A 20,125-nucleotide genomic window follows, 5' to 3' on the forward strand; every position below is an offset into this window, starting at 1 on the left:
TCGTCGTGCTTGCGGCTGCCGAGGTCAGTCCTCGCTTTTTTCCCGCGTGTCGCCCGCGGGAGAGGTGGGAACGGAGCCGACGGGGCCCATCATCAGGGGATTCGTCAGCGGGATGCACCCGCACGTGGTGCCGAACTCGATGTCGATGTCGACGGTCTCCCGGCGCGGGGGCAGGGTCGGGTCCTCGGTGCGCTCGGCGAGCAGGCGCATCGCTTTGGCGGCGACCGTCTGGACCGGGACGACGCCCTGCGTGGGCTTGAGCCCGGTGACCGTCGCCTCACCGATCGAGTCGATCGTGGTGACCAGCACATCTCGCGGGACATGCAGACCCAGACGCGCGATGGCCGCCATCGCACCCCAGAACATCCGGTTGTTCGTGGCGAAGACACCGAAGGGCGGTGTGAGCGTGCGGAACAGCTCCATCGCTCCGGCGGCGGCGTCGTCCGGCGTCGAGTGCCCCGACGTGATGTGCGGCTCGAGGCCCGCGTCGCGGACGACTCGCAGATAGCCGGCCTGGCGGTCGCGCACGTTCGAGACCCGCGTGTTGCCGGCGACCAGCGCAACTGAGCGGAGGCCGTGGTGGCGAACAAGGTGCTCGACGAGTCGTCCCGCGGCTCGGGAGTTGTCGGCGAGGACGTGGTCGGCGATTTTGCGGACAGATGGGACGGTACGGTCCACGATCACGGTGGGAATCTCCGACACGGCATCGGGAAGGCTGGGCGCTCCGCTGGGGAGGATGATGAGCCCGTCAACCCGCTGCTGACGGAAGGTCCGCAGGTACCTCTCCTCCTGGTCGGCTTCCTCGTCGGAGTCGCCGAACAGCAGAGTCGGCGACGCCGGTGACAGGCGTTCCTCGATCGCGCGCGTGAGCAACGCGAAAAAGCCGTTGCGCACGTCGGGGAGGATGAGCCCGATGAACCCCGACTTGCGGGTGCGAAGACCCGTGGCCGCGGCGTCACCGACATAGGCGAGTTCGGTGACCGCGTCCATGACGCGCTGGCGCGTGGCATCCGTGACGTAGATCTCGTCGTTGAGCACGCGCGAGACCGTCTTCGTCGACACTCCTGCGGCGCGGGCGATGTCGACGAGCCGCGCGGGCGGGCGGAGGCCAGGGCGCGGCGAGCCGGTCACGATCGTCCGTCCTGACGGCGGGGCGGCGGCGTCGCCGCCAGCGTGCAGTTCATGACAGACCCCTCACCATCTCGCCCCGCTCGGCCCCCGCGGCCAGCGGGACCGCGTCGGCAGGCGGATAGTTCTCCGGTGCCCACCAGCCGGCGGCGACACCGGCGAGCAGGCCAGCGCCGCGAGAGACGGCCTCCCTCTCCTGCGCCATCGCGACGGGGTGAAGTGTGCGCCGGATCTTCGCCTCGACCCAGCGGCGGCTGCGCAGGCCACCCCCGATCAGCAGCGTCTGCCCCGACACTCCCGACAGAGCGCGCAGATGCTGCTCCGCGTCGGCCGATGCCAGAGCGAACCCCTCGAGTACGCTGGCCCACGCGACCTGGGGGGCGAGACCACGCAGGTCCTCGGAGACCTCGCCGTCCTGGAGCGCGAGCAGCGTCGAAAGCGACAGCGGCGACGCCTCGACGCCGATGGCGGCGAACTCGATGTCGTCGCGATCGACTCTGAGCGCCTGTCGCAGATGACGCATGGCCAAGCCGGGCCGCAGCGTCTCCCACAGGAGCATGTGACGGGACGTTCCGGGCCACGCGGTGATTGTGAGATCGCCGAACTGGTCGGGCCACCGTGGGTGGGAACGCCCGGAGCCAGCACGTTGCTCCCACGCCACCACGAGTGGCTCTCCGGTACCCATCGAGTCGATGACCTCGGTGTGGTCTCCTCCGGCGCCGATGACTCCGACGGGGTGGTCGTGTCCGGCGATGGTCACGGGGATGCCGGGGCGCAGGCCACTCCAGGCGGCGCCCTCGGTCGAGATCCGCCCGAGCGCGGTGCCGCCGATGCGAGCGGGGGCCCACACGAGCGAGTCCAACCCGAGGAACGAGAGGATCTCGCGGTCGTACTCTCCCGAGAGCGGATTGAAAGCCCCACTGGAAGCCGCGAGAGATTGCTCCTGCGCGAGCGCGCCGGTCAGGCGCCAGAGGGTCAGACCCGCGACCCCCGTCCACGTGCCTCCGGTGCGGTGGCCGTTGCGCAACAGCCAGCCCAGCTTCGCGATGCTCGTCACGCTGCGGGGAGCACGTCCGGTGCGCCGGTATATTTCGTCGGCCCCGAAGTGCGCGATCACCTCATCGACGATGTCGGCGCCGCGCGCGTCATGCCAGGCCACGAGGGGCAGATCGCTCGGCCCGTCGGAGCGGATGATGGTGCCAGTCTCGCCCATGCTGGCGATGCCCACTCCCGCGACACGCGTCGCGAGGACGCCGAGGTCGACGATGGCGTCGCGGATCGCGGAGAACAGCGCGGCGGTGCTCATCTCGACGCCGTGCGGACCCGACTCGAACGGCGTGGGGGCGACGCCGAGGCCGATCGATCGTCCGTGGCGGTCGATCGCGTTCGCCTTGATCGACGACGTGCCCAGATCGATGCCGAGCAACAGCTCGTCTCGCATGGCGGCCTCCGCGTCCTCCGTCGGCCTCGTCGCCGTCGGTGTTCTGTCCAACGATGGACAAAGTAGCACGGCCCCCATAGCCTGTCTACCGTTGTCAGACACCGCCCGTCCCGACGGGCCGACGAAATGGAGGACGAGCCCGTGGCTCTCATCTCACTCACCGACGCGCTCGACGCCGCGCGCGCCGGATCGTACGGAGTCGGGGCGTTCAACGTCACCGACCTCGCACAAGCCGAAGCCGTGCTCGACGCCGCCGCCGAGACCGACTCCCCCGTGATCGTGCAGACCATCGCCGGAGCATCGACGCACGGACGCGACGAATTGTTCTGGGAGGCACTGGTCAACCTCATCGCGCACTACCCCGACGTGCCCGTCGTCCTGCACCTGGATCACGGCGCGTCATATGGCGACTGTGTCCGCGCCATCGGGGCGGGATTCACCAGCGTCATGATTGACGGGTCGATGCGCGACGATCATGTCACCCCGGCCTCCTTCGAGGAGAACGTCGCCGTTACCAAGAAGGTCGTGGACTACGCGCACGCGCACGGGGTATCCGTGGAGGGAGAACTTGGCACCATCGGCGGGTCCGAGGACGGCGGCGCCAGCAGCAAGGAGATCGTTCTGGCCGACCCCGACGAGGCCGAGCGCTTCGTGGCGGCAACCGGAGTCGACGCCCTCGCCGTCGCGATCGGCACCTCCCACGGCGCGTACAAGTTCACCAGCCCGCCCGATGGAACGGTGCTGCACATGGATCTGATCGAGCAGATCGCCGCGCGCGTGCCGAACACGCACCTGGTGATGCACGGCTCGTCCTCGCTGCCGGCAGATCTGCGCGAGACCATCAACGCCCACGGCGGGAAACTGCCCGAATCGTGGGGTGTACCGGAGTCCGAGAAGGCACGGTCGACGCAACTCGGCATCCGGAAGATCAATCAGGGCATGGACTCGCACATGGCCCACGCCGCGGCTGTGCGTACCTACCTCGACGAGGACGGCATCGGCTGCGACCCCGCGCTCTACGGCTCACGCGGCCGCGTCGCGATGCAGAGCATGGTGGCGGAGCGCATGCAGGTGTTCGGCCAGGCGGGCCAGTCCTACCGCCACCGCTGACGATCCCACCGTCTCGAACTCAGAGTGCCCCAGTGTCCAAGACACGCGGATGCCACGACGGGCCGTCCGCGTGTCTTGGACACTCAGCCGGGGGAACCCCCAGGCGACGGGGAACGCGTCGCCTTACGGGGTGGGCATGCCGCCGTTGACGTTCAGCGTCTCGCCGATGACGTAGCTCGACTCCGCGGATGCCAGGTACACGTACGCCGGGGCGAGCTCGGCGGGCTGTCCCATGCGACCGAGGGGGGTCTCCTCGCCGAACTCGGCGACCTTCTCCTGGGGCTGCCCGTCCGACACCTGCAGGGGCGTCCAGATCGGACCCGGGGCGACCGCGTTCACGCGGATGCCCTTCGGGGCCAGCTGCTGGCCGAGCGCCTTGGTGAAGGCGTTGATGGTCGCCTTGGTCGAGGCGTAATCGACGAGGATGGCCGACGGCGAATACGCCTGGATCGACGTCGTGTTGATGATCGCGGAACCCGCCGGCAGGTGCGGCAGTGCTGCCTTCGTGATCCAGAACATCGCGTAGACGTTGGTCTTGAACGTCGCGTCGAACTGCTCGTCGGTCAGGGTGGTCAGGTCTTCGTTGAACAGCTGCTTGCCGCCGTTGTTCACGAGGATGTCGAGACCGCCGAGCTCTTCGACAGCCTGAGCCACGAGGGTGCGGCAGTACTCGGGATCGCGCAGGTCGCCGGGGATCTGCGCCACGGTCGCCCCGGCTTCGCGCAGGATGCCCGCGATGCGGTCGGCATCCTCTTTCTCTTCGGGCAGATACGACATCGCCACGGACGCGCCCTCGCGGGCGAAGGCGATCGCCGTGGCAGCCCCGATGCCGGAGTCGGCGCCCGTGATGAGGGCTTTGCGGCCCTCGAGGCGGCCGCTGCCGACATAGGTGTCCTCGCCGAGCGCGGCTTTCGGCGCCAGTTCGGCGTCCAGACCGGGTTCCGGCTGGTGCTGCTTCGACGGCTCGATGTCGGCGTAGAGCTTCGCCGGGTCGGTGAAGGTGTACTGCGAGGTCATGGCGAGTCCTTTCGTAGGGGGATGCCGAGACGGACCGCCCCGGCGGGGAGGCTCAGCGGTCGCCGAGGTCGGATTCGTCGACCACGTCACGGATGACGAGGGCGGCGTTGATGAGCGCCAGGTGGCTGAGGGCCTGCGGCAGGTTGCCCCAGAACGCGCCGTCGTCCTCGGCGATCATCTCGGCGTAGATGCCGACGTCGTTGGCCTGGGCGACGAGAGCGTCCATCGCCTCGAGCGCTTCGGCGTGGCGGCCGACACAGGCCAGGGCCGTCGCGCGCCAGAACCCGCACGCGACGAAGGTGTGCTCCTCCTGGTCCATGCCGGTGTAGCGGTAGACGAGGTGGTTCTCCGTACCGAGACGCTCGGTGATGGCATCCAGTGTCTTCGACATCCGCTCGCCGCGATCGAAACCGGTCGGGGCGTGCAGGAGCACCGAGGCGTCGAGATCGTCGGTGCCGGGGCGCAGCGTGTACGCCTGCAGCGTCTCGGACCAGCAGTTCTCCTCGACCCAGACGTGGATGCGGTCGCGTTCGGCGCGCCACCGCTCACCGTTGTCGGGGATGTGTCCGCCGGAGGCGAGCCACTGAGCATCGTCGAGCGCTTTCCAGCAGCCCATCTTCGACGACGTGTAGTGCTCGAGTTCCGGGAGCTCCCACATGCCGGAGTCCTGACGGCGCCACAGGTCGCACGTCTTGTCGGCGACGTCGGCGAGGAGCCTCCCGGTCTGGGTATCGAGACGGTTGCCGGCCTCGACGTAGGTCCGGCAGATCGCGATGAGATCGCCGTACACACCGAGCTGCAGCTGGCCCTGTGCCGGATTTCCCGTGACGACGGGCTGGATGCCATTCCACCCGGGCACCTCGTGCTTCTCCAGGCCCACGTCGGTACCGCCGTCGAGCGTGTACATCACCCGCACCTCGGGGCCGTGCTCGCGGATCGTGCGGAGCATCCACGACAAGGCCGCGTGGGTCTCTTCGCGAAGACCGAATCCCACCCACGCGTGCGCCGTGTACGCCAGATCGCGCACCCACGCGAAGCGGTAGTCCCAGTTCTTTCCGCCGCGGGGGTTCTCGGGCAGTGATGTGGTGGCGGCGGCGGCGATCGCGCCGGTCGGACTGAACAGCAGGAGTTTCAGCGCCAACGCGCTGCGCTGGACGTCCTCCGCCCACGGCCCGTCGTACGAGAACTCCTCGGACCACATCGACCATCCGTCGACGGTGCGGTCGATGCCGCGGTCCACGTTCTTCGCGTCGGGGACCCGCAAGGGCTCGCCTTCTGTCGCCGCGATCACGAGCAGATGCCGCGAACCCTCTGCCGTGGTGAAGCCGCCGGAGATGCTCTCGCTTCGCTCGTCGGGCTCACCGTGGATGCCGTGCTCCGAACCCACCACGGCGAGCGACACGTGCCCGACCCGCATGATGGAGAACCCGTCGATGCGTTCGGTCCACGGTGCTGCCGAACGCAGCATGGTGCCGGGCTGCACGCACCACGCGAACTCCACCTCGCCCGAGACGCCCTCGACTCTTCGAGCGAGCTCAGCCCACGGCAGCCGCCCGGCGATGCCCGTGACCATGGCATCCGTGAGCGTGGCCACGCCCGTGTCGGTCGTGAAGGTGGTCTCGAGCACGTTGGTGTGCGCGATGTAGCGACGCGTCACTTCGAACTCGCCCACGGGCGCCAGTTCGATGCAGCCGCCCGCCGACTCGTCGACGAGCCGTGCGAAGACCGGGCGGGAGTGGATGTTCGGCAACGGCAACCAGTCGACGGCTCCGTCGCGCGCGATCAGTGCCACCGTGCGGCCGTCGCCGATCGCCGCGTAGTCGCGCAGAGGGCGGGACGGAGAGGGTGGTTTCGAGGGCACGTCCCCACGGTAAGAACCGGTCTCCGCCCGCCGCCGGGGGTTGTCGATCCGGGGGCGAGCGGCTACGGGACCGGCGGTACCGCGGCACCGCCGCACTCGCAACCCCCGGCCCACCCGAGGTTCCACGGCCTAACGTCGACTCCGACCGCGAGTGAAAGGAACGCGCATGTCTTCCACCACGAAGGACTCCCCGACCAAGAACCGTCGTCGCCCGGCTCGCGGCGGCAGCGGCCCCGAGACCACCGAGGAGCAGAACGCCGAGAAGGGCTTCCAGGCTTCCGAGAAGCTCACCGAGAGCCTGCAGGCCGTTCTGGTCGACCTTATCGAGCTGTCGATCCAGGGCAAGCAGGCCCACTGGAACGTCGTCGGCAAGAACTTCCGCGACACGCACCTGCAGCTCGACGAGATCATCGAAGCCGCACGCGAGTTCAGCGACACCGTCGCCGAACGCATGCGTTCGCTGCACGCACTGCCGGACGGTCGCAGCGACACCATCGCCGAGACGACAACCCTGCCGGAGTTCCCGCAGGGCGAAGTCGACACGGCCGAGGTCGTCGACCTCATCACCGAGCGCATCGACGCGACCGTGGGCACCGTTCGCGACGTGCACGACGACGTCGACGACGAAGACCCCACGAGCGCCGACATCCTGCACGGGATCCTCGAGCGGCTCGAGCAGCTGTCGTGGATGGTCAGCGCCGAGAACCGCGTCGCACGAAAGTCGTAAGAGCGACGGAACACAGCGGATGCCGGGGCCTCGGGGCCTCGGCATCCGTCGTTCCGGCGTGAATCAGCCGCGCGCGATCAGGAAGGGCGGGTGCGGGCCCTCGAGCCGGGCGAGGGCGACCTTGACGTCTGACAGGGAGTCGTGGACACCCCGGATCTCCTCGTCGAGAGCGACGAGACGATGGTCGACCTGCTCGAACCGCTTGTCGACCTGCTCGAAGCGCTTGTCGACCTGCTCGAACCGCTTATCGATCTGCTCGAAGCGCTCGGTGAGGCGGCTCTCGGATCGAGCGAACCGCGCTTCCCACCGTTCTTCCGCACGGGCGAACCGCGCGTCCCATCGTGTTTCCGAGTCGACGAAGCGGCGATCCATGCGCTGTTCCATCCGCACGATCATCCATTTCGTCCCGCCGAGAATCAGGGAGGCGAACGTGACGAAGAGCGCGACGAGAGCGATGATCGCTTGCGCGGCGTCGACGGTCACGGTGCGTCCTTTCGAGCGGGGGTGCGGTCGAATGTACGACGTCTGTCTCCCGCTCGCGAGTCGACAGGCGCCCACCGTGGACAACTTCACCCTGCCGCCCGCTGGGGAGGGTGGTCAGAGCCGCAGCACCTCCGTGACACGCACGATCGCGGTGCCCTCGTCCTCGGAGGCCGCGAGGTCCACCTCGGCGCGGATGCGCCAATCGTGGTCGCCGGCCGGATCGTCGATCGTCTGCTCTACCCGCCACAGGCCATCCGACGCCGCGGACTCGTCGATCGCGACGTACGCCGACGACCGCGCCGCTCCCCCCGTACCGATCGCGTCATGCTCGTCGAAGTAGGCGTCGAGCGCCGCGGGCCAGTCCACGGCCGGGTCGAGCTCGACGAGTTCGTCGTCGCGCTGCAACGCGGCCAACTGCACGCGGCGGAACATCTCGTTGCGCACGAGGACGACGAACGCGCGGTGGTTGGTCAGGATCGACGGCGGCGCCGGCGGGACCACCGGAGCTGACGGGTCGTCGGCGGGATTGACGAGCTGCTCCCACTCGTCGACCAGGCTCGAGTCGACCTGCCGCACGACTTCGCCGAGCCACGCGATGAGGTCGAGCAGGTCGGGCGTCTGCGCATCGACCGGCACGGTCTGCCGGATCGCCCGGTACGCATCGCTCAGGTAGCGGAGGACGAGTCCTTCGCTGCGCGCGAGCTGGTATAGCGAGACGTACTCGCCGAACGAGCACGCCCGCTCGTACATGTCGCGAACGACGGACTTGGGCGACAGCTCGAAGTCACGGATCCACGGCTGGCTGGAGGCGAACACCTCGTACGCCTGTGCGAGCAGCTCGTCCAGGGGCTTCGGCCACGTGATCTCTTCGAGCAGCTCCATGCGCTCGTCGTACTCGATCCCCTCGCTCTTCATCGCCGCCACGGCCTCGCCCCGCGCACGGAACTGCTGCTGGGACAGCACCGGTCGCGGGTCGTCGAGCGTCGCCTCAATGACGCTGACGACATCGAGCGCGTAGTGCCCCGTGCCGACCGAGGACGCCGACGGTGCGGCATCCGCTCCCCTGCCGAGCTCCACGTCGGGGTCGAGCATCTCGATGGCGGCGAGCGCGAAGGGCGACAGCGGCTGGTTGAGCGCGAAGTTCGGTTGCAGGTCCACGGTGAGCCGGATGCGCGAGTCGCCAAGATTTGTCGCTTCGGGGCCGCCCGAAGCGACAGAATTTGGCGACTCGCGCGGGGCGGGGCCGGGGACTACCTCGACCACCCCTGCCTGCACCAGCGTGCGGAAGATGGCGATCGCGCGGCGGGCGAGCTCGTACTGGCGGGCGCGGGGCTCGTGATTGTCGAAGACGAGCGCGCGGACATTGCCGAAGACGTCGCCGCCCCGCGCGATGACGTTGATCAGCATGGCGGCGGTGAGCTCCATCTGCGGCTGCAGCGGCTCGGGCTCCGCCGCGACGAGGCGGTCGTAGCTCTGCTCGGTCCAATTGACGAAGCCCTGCGGCGCCTTCTTGCGGACGATCTTCTTCTGCTTCTTGATGTCGTCGCCGGCCTTGGCGATCTGCGCGGCATTCTCGATCTCATGGTCGGGGGCCATGACGACCACCGTCCCCGCCGTGTCATACCCCGCGCGGCCGGCGCGACCGGCGATCTGGTGGAACTCGCGGGCGGAGAGCTGCCGCATGCGCTGCCCGTCGTACTTCGTCAGCGCGGTCAGCAGCACCGTGCGGATCGGGACGTTGATGCCCACGCCGAGCGTGTCGGTACCACAGATGACACGCAGGAGGCCCCGCTGCGCGAGCGTCTCGACGAGGCGGCGGTACCGCGGCAGCATCCCGGCGTGGTGCACGCCGATCCCCGCGCGCACGTAACGGGAAAGCGTCTTGCCGAACCCCGTCGTGAAGCGGAAACCACCGATGGCCTCGGCGATCTCGTCGCGCTGCTCCCGCCCGATGATGCGGATCGACGACAGGGCCTGCGCGCGCTCCATCGCCGCCGCCTGCGAGAAATGGACGACGTAGACGGGAGCCTGCCGGGTGTCGAGGAGCTCCTGCACCGTCTCGTGCACGGGCGTCCGCGCGTACTCGAAGTGCAGCGGCACGGGTCGCTCGACGCCGGTCACCCGCGCCGTCGGCCGGCCAGTACGCCGCGAGAGGTCGTCGGCGATGTCGGTGACATCACCGAGGGTCGCCGACATGAGGACGAACTGCACTCGCGTCAGGAGCAGCAGCGGGACCTGCCACGCCCAGCCGCGATCGGGCTCGCCGTAGTAGTGGAACTCGTCCATGACGACCTGGTCGACGTCGGCATCCGCCCCCTGCCGCAGGGCGAGGTTGGCGAGGATCTCGGCCGTGCAGCAGATGATCGGGGCGTCGGAGTTCACCGACGAGTCGCCCGTGACCATGCCGACGTTCTCGGCACCGAAGACCTCGACGAGGGAGAAGAACTTCTCGCTCACGAGGGCCTTGATGGGGGCGGTGTAGTAGCTGCGACCACCCCGGGCGAGGGATGCCGCGTGCGCGGCGACAGCGACGAGGGACTTCCCCGTGCCGGTCGGGGTCGACAAGATCACGTTGGCGCCCGACACGATCTCGATGACCGCCTCGTCCTGGGCGGGGTAGAGGGTCAGTCCGCGACCGCTCGCCCACTCCACGAACCCGAGGTAGGCGGCATCCGGGTCGCTGCCTGCGGGCACGTGGTCGAGGAGGGAGGTCACCGTTCCAGCCTCTCATCCCGCCGCTGCGCGGCCGGTCGGATCGCTCACTCGGCGTCGGAGAAGACGCCGACGCGCTCCCCCTCACGCACGAACTGCACCGCCGTGCCGACGGGGAATCGGTTGCGAAAATCCTCGGGCAGTTCAGGCGTGACGATGAATTCGACGGTCGCGGGGAAGCTGCCCGCCCCGCAGCCGCCGTAACGGAATCCGCCGCGGAACGAGTCCTCGTCGTCGTCCTCACCGGAGAGTTCGTTCGTGTCGACGAGCACGAGGCAGTCCGCCCGGTTGCCGGCGGAATCGATCTGGGTGGGCCCCGCGAAGGCGGTGAGACCGAGGTAGTCCGCATAACCCGTCAGCTGCGATGAGTCGATGCCGAGCGATGAGAGGGAATCGGTCCGCACCGACGGGTCCGGGAGCAGGCTGTCCACCTGTGCGACGCCGGCGGTACGCGCCACCGGAACGACGGTCACCGCGGCGATCGAGGCCGCGCTCGCGATCGCCGCGACAGCCGCAAGTGAGCCGGCCCAGAGCCAGAGAGTCCGCGGATTCTTCACTCGGGGTCGTCGGGACGCGGTCCGGTCGCCGCCGGCGTCCCGCTCTTCGGCGTCGTCGGCGACACCGGCGTCGGGCGGTTCGGTTTCGGCCGCGGCGAGACTCTCGGACGCTTCGGTCCTGCCCTGCCGGTCGTCCTCTTCCAGTTCACGCAACCGCGCCCACGCGTCCGGGTCGTCGGCGAGATCGGCATCCGGTCCGTAGGCCCGCGCCCGGAGCCTCTCGAGCTCGCTCCGCTCCTCGGCATCCATGCCCTGCATCGTTTCACAGCTGGCGGACGGCGGGGTCGGACGTTCATTCGACGGAATAGATTTCCGGATGCCGCGTTGCACAGGACATGCGCTCCTTCGGCACCCTCTCTTTCGGGCACTACGGCCCCCTCGGCGGCGGGCATCACCTCTCCGCCGGCGACTCCATGCTGCAGGCGATCGACCTCGCTCAGGGCATGGACGACCTCGGCGTGAACGGCATCTCGTTCCGCGTCCACCACTTCGCCCGACAGCAGTCGGCGCCCATGCCGCTCCTGGCCGCCATCGCCGCACGCACCTCGCGTATCGAGGTGGGGACGGGCGTCATCGACATGCGGTACGAGAACCCCCTCATGCTCGCCGAGGAGGCGGCATCCGTCGACCTCATCAGCGGAAACCGCCTCGCCCTCGGCGTGAGCCGCGGGTCACCCGAGACGGTGGTGCGCGGCTACGAGGCATTCGGCTACACCGGCTCGGAGGATCCGCGCGGTGCCGACATCGCCCGCGACCACTTCGACCTGTTCCTCCGCGCCATCGACGACGAAGGCCTCGCCGAACGCGACCCCCTGAGCCCCTTCGGCGGCGGCACCGGGCGGCAGCGGATCGAACCGCACTCCCCCGGACTGCGTACGCGCATCTGGTGGGGCGCCGGCACCACGGCCACGGCCGAGTGGGCGGGGCGTATCGGCGTCAACCTCATGTCGTCGACGCTGCTGACCGAGGCCGACGGCACGCCGTTCGACATCCTGCAGGCGCGTCAGCTCGACGCCTTCCGCGCCGCGTGGCGTGAGGCCGGCCACCCCGGCGAGCCGCGCACCTCGGTGAGCCGCAGCATCTTCCCCATCGTCAGCGACGAGGATCACCTGTACTTCGGTGGCTCGGCGGGGTCCGACCAGATCGGCGTCATCGACGGCATGCGATCGACCTTCGGCAAGACGTACGCTGCCGAACCCGACGTCCTCGTCGAGCAGCTGCAGAACGACGCGGCCGTGATGAGCGCCGACACTCTGCTCCTGACGATCCCGTCCCAGATGGGTGTGGAGTTCAACCTGCGCCTGGTCGAGAACTTCGCCACGCACGTCGCGCCGGCGCTCGGGTGGGAGTCGACGCTCGCCACCGCGTGAGGCCGCACGAAAGGACAGCCCCGGATGCCATGGCATCCGGGGCTGCTTCCGTGCGAGCCTCAGCTTCCGACCAGACCGGGCCGCTCGGCCGGCACGGGGTCGGGGTGGATCGCGCGGAACGCCGCGATGTCGCGCACGTTCTTCTGCACCGCGACTACCGCGAAGAGGCTCATGGCGAAGCCGATGCCGTAGAAGCCCTTCTCCGACAGCAGGAGATCGGCGTTCCACAGGCCGACCGACATCAGCGTGAGCGACGCGAGCAGCATGCCCCAGGCGACACCCAAGTACGCCCCCGTCACGGGGACGTCCTCCGCGCGATCGCGCACCGCCTTCTGCACGGAGATGGCGGCGAACAGGCCGAGCAGGAAGATCGCGAGGAAGTACCCCTTCTCCGCGAGCTGCATCTGGGCATTCGCCAGGCCGATGAAGTAGACGGAAGCGCCGAGCCCTAGCGCCACCCATGAGGCCCCGACGAAGGCGGCGGTCGGCCGTCCGATCTCGAGGTGCGTCTGCTGATCCATCATTGGTCCCACCTTCCTCGGGCCTCGCGAACGAGGCATATGCGTTTCGAGGAAGGTAGCGACTCTCGCATGCGGCGAACGCCATATGCGCTTTCGCGAGCGCGAGAGCATAGCCACTGGCATGCCGTCCCTCAAGGGCGCGCGAAGACGGATGCCGCTGGCCTAGCGTTCCCGGAGGCGCTTCACACAGCAGAAGCGCTGTGCCACCCGGCACCTCGCAGCAAGGAGTACAGCATGCTTTGGACGATCCTCGGCCTCATCCTGGTCGGTCTGATCGCAGGCTTCATCGCGCGCGCCGTCATCCCCGGCAAGCAGAGCATGAGCATCCTCATGACCATCATCCTCGGGATCGTCGGCTCGTTCGTCGGCGGATTCCTCGGTTTCCTCATCTTCGGCAGCGACCCCATGGGCGGCTTCCTGCAGCCGTCCGGGATCATCGGTTCGATCATCGGCGCCATCATCGTGCTCGGCATCTACGTCTTCGCCACGCGCGGCCGTAGCGCTCGCACGCGCTGAGCGCCCGCACGAGGCGACGCGCCCCCGCATCCTCCGGCTTCGGCCGAGGAGGCGGGGGCGTTCGTCGTTGCACACGCCGAGGGCGCTCGCTCCTGCTCGGGATCTTCCGTCGACGCTGACCACGCCGCGGTTACAGTCGAAGCATGCCCGCGTCCCCACCAGCCGACGCCGTCGCCGCTCTGGTCGCGCGCGTGGAGGCTGCGGCATCCGGATCCTCGCGCTTCCTCCTCGGGATCGCGGGCAGTCCGGGCAGCGGCAAGTCCACGCTCGCGGCTGCCGTCGTCGCCGAGCTGAACGCCCGCCGCGCAGGCTCGGCCGCGGTCCTGCCGATGGACGGCTTCCACCTCGCCAATGCCACCCTGGATCGCCTCGGCCGCCGCGACCGCAAAGGCGCGATCGACACTTTCGACGGCTGGGGATTCCTCGCACTGCTTCATCGCCTCCGCGCAGAGACGGGGCACACCGTGTTCGCGCCGAGTTTCCGTCGCGAGGTCGACGAAGGCGTCGCCGGTGAGATCGCCGTCGAGCCCCGTACGCGGATCGTGGTGGTCGAGGGAAACTACCTGCTGGTCGACGAGGGCCCGTGGGCACGCGTTCGTGACGCGCTCGATCAGACGTGGTTCTGTGCGACACCGGCAGCGCTGCGCGAGGAACGGCTCATCGAGCGACACCAGACCTACGGTCGAACGCGTGAGGCGGCGACCGCGTGGGCGCGCGACGTCGACGGCGCCAACGCGGCCCTGATCGAGGTCACACGCGCGCGAGCCGACGTGACGGTTTCGGGACTGAGCGGGGCTATCGTCGGCTGACGATCTCCGGTCGGGCGTGGAGCCTCGTCCGCCACAGCGCGGATCGATCGTTCCTCCCCCGGTGGATGTGCGGCCGGCGATGTCGGAGGTCCGTGACAGCATGTCTGCATGCCGGATCGACCGCCCGTCTTCGACGATCGCGAGGACGCCGTCCTCACCGAGGTCGTCGGCGCGCTCGTCGAGAGCGAACGGGCTCTCGCCGAGCTCGAAGGCGTGCGCATCGTGCAGTTCGCCGCGGCGATGCGCGTCGCCCTGCGGCGGTCGGAGCACCGTCCGCGGGCGATCCAGGAGCGCGAGATGGCGCTGCGCTCGATCGCGGCGGAGATCGGCGTCGCGCTGCGATGGAACGACCGCACTGTCCAGCGGCGGCTCGGCGAGGCACTCCAGCTCGTCGACGACTTCCCGACCACGGTGCAGGCCCTCTCCGACGGCAGGATCAGCGCGCGCCACGCGGCCGTCATCCGCGATGTCGGGACCGAACTCGTTGATCCGACGCTGCGAGCGGCGTTCGAGGCCCGGGTCGTCACGCGGGCCGCGAGCGACACCGCGGCGGGAACACGGGCGTTCGCGCGCGCCCTGCTCGAAGAGCTGCACCCGGCCTCGATCACCGAGCGGTTCGAGAGTGCCGAGCAGCAGCGGCGCGTGTGGATGGAGGACGGCGTCGACGGCATGGCACGGCTGGGGGTGATCGACGGCGCGGCGAAGATCCGCGCGATGTACGACCGGTTGACGCAACAGGCACGTGCGATCCGCGTGGTCGCGCGTGCCGAGGCCGAGGTCGGTGACATCCATCCGGATGCCGTGCAAGACCGCCGCACCACGGACCAGACGCGCGCGGATCTCCTGTGCGACCTCGTCCTCGCCGGACAGCCCGCCGTCGACCCGACGGCCGGCACGCTTCCGGGCGGTCTCGGCGCGATCCGCGCGAACGTGTCGGTCATCGTTCCCGCGCTCACCGCCGCGGGAGCGACCGATCGGGACGCCTCCATCGACGGGCTCAGTCCCATCGACGCCGACACGGCTCGCCGCCTTCTGGCGGGTGCCCCCGCGTGGGACCGACTCGTCACGCACCCCGTCACGGGCAGCGTCCTGGCGGTCGATCGGTACCGCCCCTCCCCCGCCCTGCAACGGTTCGTCCGAGCCCGCGACGTGCACTGCCGGTTCCCTGGATGCCGTCAGCCCGCTCGCCGGTGCGACCTCGACCACAACCACGACCATGCGCGCGGCGGCCCCACCGCCCGGTGCAATCTGGCCTGCCTGTGCAAACGACATCACACGTTGAAGACCGAGACGCCATGGGTCGCTCGCCAGCTCCCCGACGGCAGCATCCAATGGACGAGTCCGCTCGGCCGCCGAGCAACCGACCGTCCGGAACGGTACGTGGCTTTCGTCCCCGAACCTGATCCGCCGCCGTTCTGACCGGTGGCGCACGTCCGGTTCCGCTCAACGTGCGCGCACGCTCACTTGACACGACAAGAGACACCTCGTAGGTTCATTACTCAAGTAATGAACCCAAGGAGTGTGATGCTCGACGACGGCAAGCCGATCTTCCTTCAGATCGCCGAATCCATCGCCGACGGCGTGCTCGCCGGCGTGTACCCCGAGGGAACGCAGGTTCCCTCGACCAACGAGCTGGCTGCGTTCCACCGCATCAATCCGGCGACCGTCGGAAAAGGTCTCGGACTCCTCGTCGACCGCGGCATCCTTCACAAGCGTCGCGGTCTCGGCATGTTCGTCAGCGAGGGCGCCCGACGTCAGCTGCGCGACGAACGCGCCACCGCCTTCCGTGCCGACTTCGTCGCCCCGCTCCTCAACGAGGCGGCCTCGCTCGGTCTCGATCTCTCCGACGTCCACCGCATCATCGACCAGGAAGGGGCACCGTCATGACGCAGCCCGCCGCCCACCTCTCGGGGGTGTCGCGACGCTTCCGGCGCACGCGAGCCCTCGACGACCTCACCCTCGACATCCCTGAGAACGCCATCACGGGCCTGCTCGGCCGCAACGGCGCCGGCAAGACGACGCTCATGTCGATCATCGCCGGTCACGACCGTCCCACGTCGGGCTCGGTCCGCGTCTTCGGCACCGACCCGTTCGAGAACGCCGCGACGATGTCCGCCATCAGCTTCGTCCGCGACAACCAGCGATACCCCGACGACTTCACACTGCGACAGGTGCTCGAAGTCGCCCCGCTCTTTCACACCGGATGGGATGCCGAGGTCGCCGACCATCTGGTCCGCGGCTTCCGCCTCCCCCACAAGACGGCGATCAAGAAGCTCTCCCGCGGTCAGTCCTCCTCGCTCGGAATCGTCCTGGGACTGGCGTCGCGGGCTCCCCTGACGATCTTCGACGAGCCCTACCTGGGCCTGGATGCCACGGCCCGCCGGTTTTTCTACGACACACTCATGCAGGACTACCTCGATCACCCCCGAACGATCGTGGTGTCCACGCATCTGATCGACGAGATGGAACCCCTCCTCGAGCACGTCGTCATCGTCGACGAAGGACGACTCGTCCGCTCCGCCGCGGCGGACGACCTGCGGGGAAGCGCGGTCACCCTGAGCGGGCTGACCACCGCCGTCGAGGATCTCGCTCGCGGGCTCCGAGTCCTCCAGCGCAGGACCATCGGCGGACTCACCTCCGTCGTCCTGGAGACGCACGCCGATGAGGACCTGCGAGCCCGCGTCGCCCGCGCCGGAGCGCAGCTCACCCCGGCCACACTGCAAGACCTCGTCGCCGCCTACGGCGTCGAGAGCGAATCCCTGGAAGGAACACCCGCATGACCGCACTGATCGCCGGCTCCCGCCGCGGGGCCGCTCCCTTCGACGTCCTCCGCCTGCACTTCTCGCAGCGCGCGTTGCTGCTGCGGACCCCGCCCGGGATCATGCTCGTGGTGTTCGCACTCACCGTGATCATCGCGATCATCTTCTGGCGGGCCGGTTCCGTTCCCGGAAGCGCCGAGTGGGTGCAGAACAGCCGGAACAACGCCGCGGTGTTCTGGGCGCTTCCCGGCTTCCTGGGATGGTTGGGTGTCCAGACCGTCTCGCTGACGTTCCCGCTCGCGCTGTCGTTGGGCTGCACGCGCCGGAGCTTCGTCGCCGGCACCGTGATCACTCACGTCGCACTCTCGCTCTACGTCACCGCGATGCTGCTCGTCCTCCTGGCCATCGAACTGGCCACGGGGCACTGGTTCTTCGACATCTATATGACGGACGTGACCATTCTGGGGTCGGGAAATCCCTTCCAGCTCGCCCTGACCACCTTCCTCAGCACCCTGTTCGTCCTGTCGATCGGCGGGGCTTTCGCTGCCGCGTGGGTGCGATTCGGGGCGCTGGGCCCGACGGCGCTCGGCGTGGTGCTCGTCCTCGCCCTCGGTATCGTCGCGATCCTCCTGGTCCCGCTGGCCTCCGCGTTTCAGCCGTGGTGGCTCGTCGTGGCCTCCACGACCATGATCGTCATGTCGATCGTGGGGCAGTACGTCCTGCTGCGCCGCGCATCGGTGCGGTGATCCTCGCCCGCCGCTGCGCGTCCTCGGCCCCGAGGTGTCCGAAGAGGGGTGCCTGAGGGCACCCCTCTCTCGCGTCACCGTCCGTGACGATCGGCCGCTGATCGCGGGGGCGCCGACGAGACGTCGAGCCGGTCCAGGCCTCGCAGCGACGTCCAGATCAGCTCCTCGCCCTTCGCGGCGTGCTGCGACGCGCGCACGGCACGCTCGTCGGCCCACGAGTTCAGCACGTGGCCGCTGTGTCCACGCACGTGTTCCAGCACGACATCCGGGAGCCCCGCCGCCCGGCGCGCGTCGCGCGCCGCAATGAGCGCTTCGAGGATGCCGCGGTTGGCCACAGGCTTCTTCGCCGAGGTCACCCAGCCGCGTCGGCGATGGCCGTCCATCCACGACGAGTACGTATCGATGGCGTACTTCGAGTCCGCCTGCACCACGAGGTCGCGCACCTCGGCATGATCGGTGATGGCGTGCAAGAGTCCGAGCAGTTCGCCGATGTTGTTCGTGCCCTCGGGGACGGACCCCGCGGCCCAGTGCCCGTCCTCTCCCACCCAGGCCCACCCCGCGGGTCCGGGGTTGCCCTTGCACGCGCCGTCGGTGGCGACGATGTAACGATCGGGGGAAGACTCGGCGGTGCTCATCTCTCTAGTCTCGCCGACGCCGGCCGGATGAAGTCATGAGCGTCGAAGGGCGGTATTGCGTGCCGGTCGTCGCAGCGACGTCGACGGGCGTGGGACAGTCTCTCCATGTCCGAGCCCCGCTCACGTCTGTCGACCGCTGCGCGCGTCGCGATCGCCGCGGCCGCCGTGATCATCGCCGGTGCCGTCGGCTTCCTCATCTGGTTCTTGAACATTCCCCAGGACCCCAACGAGGAGGCCACGCAGAGGCTGCAGCAATGGCAGCAGCTCTTCGAGCAGTACCGGGAGACGAACGGCGCACTGCCCGATCTCCCGGACGGTGGATACTGCCTCGGCACCGGATTCCCCACGGGAAGCGGAGGCACGGCCAACTGCCGCGATTACGACGCGAGCAACTACTACACCGAACAGGGCAGCGTCGAGCTCATGGAGGCGCTCGCTTCCGTCGGCTCCCTCCCCACGGGTGTGTCCGCAGCCGTCAACGGGACGATCGGCCCCTACGTGGAGTACCGCGGCGACGAGGTCGTACTGCTCACGGCGCAAGAGAGCGGCTGCGTCGCACCCGCCACCGACGTGTGGAACGACGGAGCCACCCTCTTCATCTGCGCTATCTCGCTCGCTCGCTGACGCGATGGGTCACCCCTCGCTGCTGTCAGCCTTCTTCGCGCCCGCCTCGAGCACATCGCCCGCGGGGAGCTCCTGGTGTCCACCGAACTGCAACCGCATGGCTGACAGCACCTGGTTGGCGAAGTGGTCCTCGCCCCGTGAGGCGAATCGTTCGAACAGCGACGAGGCCAGGACGGGCACCGGCACGCCCATGTCGACGGCGGCCTTGACCGTCCATCGGCCCTCACCCGAATCCGATACACGACCGGCCAGGCCGTCGAGCGTCGGATTCTGCGCGAGAGCGGCGGCGGTGAGGTCGAGCAACCACGAGGAGATCACCGATCCGCGCCGCCACAGCTCGGCGACCTTCGCGGTGTCGATGTCGAACTGGTAGTACTCCGGCTCCTCCAGCGGCGCGACCTCGGCGGAGTGCTCCCCCTGACGCATCCCCGCGTCGGCGTTGTTCAGGACGTTGAGCCCCTCGGCGAGCGCCGCCATGATGCCGTACTCGATGCCGTTGTGCACCATCTTCACGAAGTGCCCGGCACCCGAGGGACCGCAGTGCAGGTAGCCGCGCTCCTCCGGCGTGTAGTCGCCCGTGCGGCCGGGTGTGCGTTCGACCTCACCCGGGCCGGGAGCGATCGTACGCAGGACGGGTTCCAGGTGCGCGACGGCCTCGTCGTGGCCGCCCACCATGAGGCAGTAGCCGCGTTCGAGACCGAAGACACCGCCGCTGGTGCCGATGTCGACATAGTGGATGCCAGTGTCCTGAAGCTTCGCTGCCCGCCGCACGTCGTCGCGATAGTTGGAGTTGCCGCCGTCGATGATGATGTCACCGGCGTCCAGCACCTGAGCGACCTCGTCGACGACACCGCCGGTGAGCCCCGCGGGGATCATGAGCCAGACCGCGCGCGGCTTCTCCAGCTTGGCGGCGAGGTCGGCGATGCTCGAAGCGCCGACGGCGCCCTCCGCGACCAGGGCCGAAACGGCATCCTGATTGACGTCGTAGACGACGCAGTCGTGGCCGTCCTTCATGAGTCTGCGGACGATGTTGGCGCCCATCCGCCCGAGTCCGACCATGGCGAGTTGCATCCGTACCCCGTTCGTCGTGGATCACCGCCGCGATCGAC

General features: G+C 68.9%; 20 protein-coding genes. 10 read left to right on the top strand and 10 right to left on the bottom strand.

Going from position 1 to position 20,125, the window contains the following annotated elements:
• Positions 1 to 24 precede the first annotated feature (24 nt).
• The gene (locus P5G46_RS05225; RefSeq protein WP_239276783.1) at positions 25 to 1,131 is read right to left on the bottom strand and encodes a LacI family DNA-binding transcriptional regulator; all 1,107 of its coding nucleotides are present in this window, start codon (positions 1,129 to 1,131) and stop codon (positions 25 to 27) included.
• A 49-nt stretch (positions 1,132 to 1,180) separates the two neighbouring features.
• A complete protein-coding gene (locus P5G46_RS05230; protein WP_239276782.1) occupies positions 1,181 to 2,569 on the bottom strand; it encodes an FGGY family carbohydrate kinase in 1,389 nt (462 codons plus the stop codon).
• 141 nt (positions 2,570 to 2,710) lie between these two features.
• Between P5G46_RS05230 and P5G46_RS05235 the strand changes: the two genes are divergently transcribed.
• Positions 2,711 to 3,679 (top strand): ketose-bisphosphate aldolase, encoded by a 969-nt coding sequence (locus P5G46_RS05235; RefSeq protein WP_239276781.1) that lies wholly within the window; start codon positions 2,711 to 2,713, stop codon positions 3,677 to 3,679.
• A gap of 123 nt (positions 3,680 to 3,802) precedes the next feature.
• Here P5G46_RS05235 and P5G46_RS05240 read toward each other — a convergent pair whose 3' ends face one another.
• Positions 3,803 to 4,696: an SDR family oxidoreductase gene (locus P5G46_RS05240; protein WP_239276780.1), complete on the bottom strand. Its 894-nt coding sequence runs from the start codon at positions 4,694 to 4,696 to the stop codon at positions 3,803 to 3,805.
• A 52-nt stretch (positions 4,697 to 4,748) separates the two neighbouring features.
• Entirely contained in the window at positions 4,749 to 6,557 is a 1,809-nt protein-coding gene (locus P5G46_RS05245) for a glycoside hydrolase family 15 protein (RefSeq protein WP_408905126.1), read from the bottom strand.
• Between the two features lie 166 nt (positions 6,558 to 6,723).
• On the opposite strand from P5G46_RS05245, the gene P5G46_RS05250 reads away from it, so the two are divergent.
• Complete coding sequence (locus P5G46_RS05250) at positions 6,724 to 7,284, top strand: Dps family protein (protein ID WP_239276778.1); 561 nt, start codon at positions 6,724 to 6,726, stop codon at positions 7,282 to 7,284.
• A gap of 63 nt (positions 7,285 to 7,347) precedes the next feature.
• On the opposite strand, the gene P5G46_RS05255 is transcribed toward P5G46_RS05250, so the two are convergent.
• From P5G46_RS05255 to P5G46_RS05265, 3 genes are all read right to left on the bottom strand, one after another.
• The gene (locus tag P5G46_RS05255; RefSeq protein WP_408905127.1) at positions 7,348 to 7,767 is read right to left on the bottom strand and encodes a response regulator; all 420 of its coding nucleotides are present in this window, start codon (positions 7,765 to 7,767) and stop codon (positions 7,348 to 7,350) included.
• A 114-nt stretch (positions 7,768 to 7,881) separates the two neighbouring features.
• Positions 7,882 to 10,482 (bottom strand): DEAD/DEAH box helicase, encoded by a 2,601-nt coding sequence (locus P5G46_RS05260; RefSeq protein WP_408905128.1) that lies wholly within the window; start codon positions 10,480 to 10,482, stop codon positions 7,882 to 7,884.
• Positions 10,483 to 10,526: 44 nt separating this feature from the next.
• Entirely contained in the window at positions 10,527 to 11,285 is a 759-nt protein-coding gene (locus tag P5G46_RS05265; protein WP_239276775.1) for a hypothetical protein, read from the bottom strand.
• 86 nt (positions 11,286 to 11,371) lie between these two features.
• Here P5G46_RS05265 and P5G46_RS05270 point away from each other — a divergent pair, with 86 nt between their 5' ends.
• Complete coding sequence (locus tag P5G46_RS05270) at positions 11,372 to 12,406, top strand: LLM class flavin-dependent oxidoreductase (protein ID WP_408905129.1); 1,035 nt, start codon at positions 11,372 to 11,374, stop codon at positions 12,404 to 12,406.
• 59 nt (positions 12,407 to 12,465) lie between these two features.
• Here P5G46_RS05270 and yiaA read toward each other — a convergent pair whose 3' ends face one another.
• Positions 12,466 to 12,930 (bottom strand): inner membrane protein YiaA, encoded by a 465-nt coding sequence (yiaA, locus tag P5G46_RS05275; protein ID WP_239276773.1) that lies wholly within the window; start codon positions 12,928 to 12,930, stop codon positions 12,466 to 12,468.
• Positions 12,931 to 13,161: 231 nt separating this feature from the next.
• Between yiaA and P5G46_RS05280 the strand changes: the two genes are divergently transcribed.
• From P5G46_RS05280 to P5G46_RS05305, 6 genes are all read left to right on the top strand, one after another.
• Entirely contained in the window at positions 13,162 to 13,443 is a 282-nt protein-coding gene (locus P5G46_RS05280; protein WP_239276772.1) for a GlsB/YeaQ/YmgE family stress response membrane protein, read from the top strand.
• Positions 13,444 to 13,586: 143 nt separating this feature from the next.
• Positions 13,587 to 14,252 carry a nucleoside/nucleotide kinase family protein gene (locus P5G46_RS05285; protein WP_408905130.1) on the top strand — a complete coding sequence of 222 codons (666 nt, stop codon included), beginning with the start codon at positions 13,587 to 13,589 and terminating at the stop codon, positions 14,250 to 14,252.
• A 108-nt stretch (positions 14,253 to 14,360) separates the two neighbouring features.
• Positions 14,361 to 15,671: an HNH endonuclease signature motif containing protein gene (locus P5G46_RS05290; protein ID WP_408905131.1), complete on the top strand. Its 1,311-nt coding sequence runs from the start codon at positions 14,361 to 14,363 to the stop codon at positions 15,669 to 15,671.
• A gap of 105 nt (positions 15,672 to 15,776) precedes the next feature.
• Positions 15,777 to 16,139: a GntR family transcriptional regulator gene (locus P5G46_RS05295; RefSeq protein ID WP_375095921.1), complete on the top strand. Its 363-nt coding sequence runs from the start codon at positions 15,777 to 15,779 to the stop codon at positions 16,137 to 16,139.
• Positions 16,136 to 17,032: an ABC transporter ATP-binding protein gene (locus P5G46_RS05300; protein WP_408905132.1), complete on the top strand. Its 897-nt coding sequence runs from the start codon at positions 16,136 to 16,138 to the stop codon at positions 17,030 to 17,032. Before P5G46_RS05295 ends, P5G46_RS05300 begins: the two co-directional genes overlap by 4 nt.
• Positions 17,029 to 17,757 (top strand): hypothetical protein, encoded by a 729-nt coding sequence (locus tag P5G46_RS05305; protein ID WP_239276767.1) that lies wholly within the window; start codon positions 17,029 to 17,031, stop codon positions 17,755 to 17,757. Before P5G46_RS05300 ends, P5G46_RS05305 begins: the two co-directional genes overlap by 4 nt.
• A gap of 74 nt (positions 17,758 to 17,831) precedes the next feature.
• On the opposite strand, the gene P5G46_RS05310 is transcribed toward P5G46_RS05305, so the two are convergent.
• A complete protein-coding gene (locus P5G46_RS05310; protein ID WP_239276766.1) occupies positions 17,832 to 18,392 on the bottom strand; it encodes a ribonuclease H family protein in 561 nt (186 codons plus the stop codon).
• 105 nt (positions 18,393 to 18,497) lie between these two features.
• Between P5G46_RS05310 and P5G46_RS05315 the strand changes: the two genes are divergently transcribed.
• Complete coding sequence (locus P5G46_RS05315) at positions 18,498 to 19,016, top strand: hypothetical protein (RefSeq protein WP_375095923.1); 519 nt, start codon at positions 18,498 to 18,500, stop codon at positions 19,014 to 19,016.
• A 9-nt stretch (positions 19,017 to 19,025) separates the two neighbouring features.
• Here the strand turns inward: P5G46_RS05315 and gnd are convergent, their stop codons facing one another.
• On the bottom strand, positions 19,026 to 20,087 hold the full coding sequence (gene gnd, locus P5G46_RS05320; RefSeq protein WP_239276764.1) for a phosphogluconate dehydrogenase (NAD(+)-dependent, decarboxylating): 1,062 nt from the start codon (positions 20,085 to 20,087) through the stop codon (positions 19,026 to 19,028).
• Positions 20,088 to 20,125: the final 38 nt, after the last annotated feature.

This window comes from Microbacterium mcarthurae, assembly GCF_046064585.1.
Taxonomy (GTDB): domain Bacteria; phylum Actinomycetota; class Actinomycetes; order Actinomycetales; family Microbacteriaceae; genus Microbacterium; species Microbacterium mcarthurae.